Annotated in this window: 2 protein-coding genes; one reads left to right on the top strand and one right to left on the bottom strand. The window is 67.2% G+C overall.

Annotation, left to right across the window (positions count from 1 at the left end; translation table 11 throughout):
* The coding region (locus ACTWLT_RS31490) for an RNA-guided endonuclease InsQ/TnpB family protein (protein WP_445321486.1) at nt 1–1,229 on the bottom strand (1,229 nt) is incomplete at its 3' end.
* A gap of 23 nt (nt 1,230–1,252) precedes the next feature.
* Here ACTWLT_RS31490 and tnpA point away from each other — a divergent pair.
* Nucleotides 1,253–1,669 carry an IS200/IS605 family transposase gene (tnpA, locus tag ACTWLT_RS31485; RefSeq protein ID WP_445321485.1) on the top strand — a complete coding sequence of 139 codons (417 nt, stop codon included), beginning with the start codon at nt 1,253–1,255 and terminating at the stop codon, nt 1,667–1,669.
* The last annotated feature ends 36 nt before the right edge of the window (nt 1,670–1,705 follow it).

Raw genomic sequence — 1,705 nt, 5'->3', positions numbered from 1 at the left:
AGGACGGAGATTCCCTCCACGCTGCGCGTGGACCGCACGGCGTCGGGGCGGATTCCTGCTTCTCGGCGCGGTGCCGGCACGGGTGCCGGTCTTACCTGCGCTCCACGGGCGTTTAGGCTCTCGGCGCGTCCCGCCGCGAGTATGTTTCTGGCGGCGTTGACGTCCCGGTCGTGGACGGCCCCGCACGGGCAGGTCCACGACCGGACGGACAGCGGCTTGGGTCCGTCGATCCGGCCGCACGTCGAGCATGTCTGCGACGTGGGCAGGAACCGGTTGGTCTTTGCAAACGTCCGCCCGCGCCGGGCGGCCTTGTACTCCAACATCTGCACGAACTGCGCCCAGCCCGCGTCGTGCACCGATTTGGCCAGCCGGGTCCGGCCGAGACCGACGACGCATAGGTCCTCGACGTACACCGCTTGGTTGTCGCGGATGATCCGTGTCGAGAGCTGGTGCTGCCAGTCCTGCCGGCTGTCGGCCACCCGAGCGTGCGCGCGGGCGACCTTGACGACGGCCTTCTTGCGGTTGTTGCTGCCCCGCTGCTTTCGGGACAGGTCCTGCTGCAACCGGCGCAGTTTGCGGGCCGCCCGGCGCAAGAACTTCGGGGCGGCGACCTTCTTGCCGTTGGACAGGACGGCGAAGTGGGTCAACCCGAGGTCGATGCCCACCTCGGCGTCGACCGGAGGCAGCGGGTCGTCGGCGGCGACCACAACGAACGAGGCGAAGTACCGACCAGCCGCGTCCCGGATGACCGTGACCGAGGTTGGTGCGGCCGGCAGATGCCGGGACCAACGCACCGCAAGGTCGCCAATCTTCGGCAACCGGAGCCGGCCGTTGTCGAGCACCTTGAACCGGGCGTTCGCGGTGAACCGGATCGCCTGCCGGTTGTCCTTGCGGGACCGAAACCTCGGTGGGGCGACCTTGCGGCCCTGGCGCTTGCCGCTGATCGAGGTGAAGAAGTTCCGGTACGCGACGTTAAGGTCCGCGAGGGCCTGCTGGAGTACCACCGCCGACACCTCGCCCAGCCACTCCCGCTCAGGCGTCTGCTTGGCCTGGGTGATGACCCGCTTCGACAGGTCACCATCGGACAGGTACCCCTCGCCTGCCTCGCGCGCCTGCTGGCGTGCGCGCAGCCCGTCGTTGAACACCACCCGCGCGCACCCGAACGCCCGCGCCAGCAAAACCTGCTGAGCGGGCGTCGGGTAGACGCGGTAGTTGTACCGAAGCTGCACAGAGGACAATCTAGCATTGGCCTATGGTCGAGCTCGGGAACGTTCGCGCTGGCAGACACTGCGTCTTCACCCTGCACGCTCATTTGGTCTTCGTCACCAAATTTCGGCACCAGGTATTCGGTGACCGGCACCTGACCCGCCTGGAGGAAATCATGCGGGCGGTGTGCGCCGACTTCGAGACCGACCTGGTCGAGTTCAACGGCGAGAGCGAGCACGTACACCTGCTGGTCAATTTTCCGCCCAAGGTGGCCCTGTCGAAGTTGGTCAACAGCCTTAAGGGCGTGTCCTCGCGGCGGATGCGACAAGAGTTCCCCGACCTGATTTGCCACTACTACCGAGCCAACAAGCTGTGGTCAGCCTCGTACTTCGCCGGCTCCGTCGGCGGCGCACCCTTGACCGTCCTGCGCCAGTACATCGAGCAGCAAAACCGTCCCGGTTAGAGCACGCTCGGGCCTGGCGGCCCTCCCGCGCGGGCC

Source organism: Micromonospora yongxingensis, from assembly GCF_052601155.1.
Note: the sequence above shows the minus strand (reverse complement) of the source record. Positions and strands in the feature narration are given on the sequence as shown.

What these genes read in the sequence shown, in the direction of transcription:
- tnpA (WP_445321485.1), top strand. Translation starts at nt 1,253, where the DNA reads ATGGTCGAGCTCGGGAACGTTCGCGCTGGCAGACACTGCGTCTTCACC.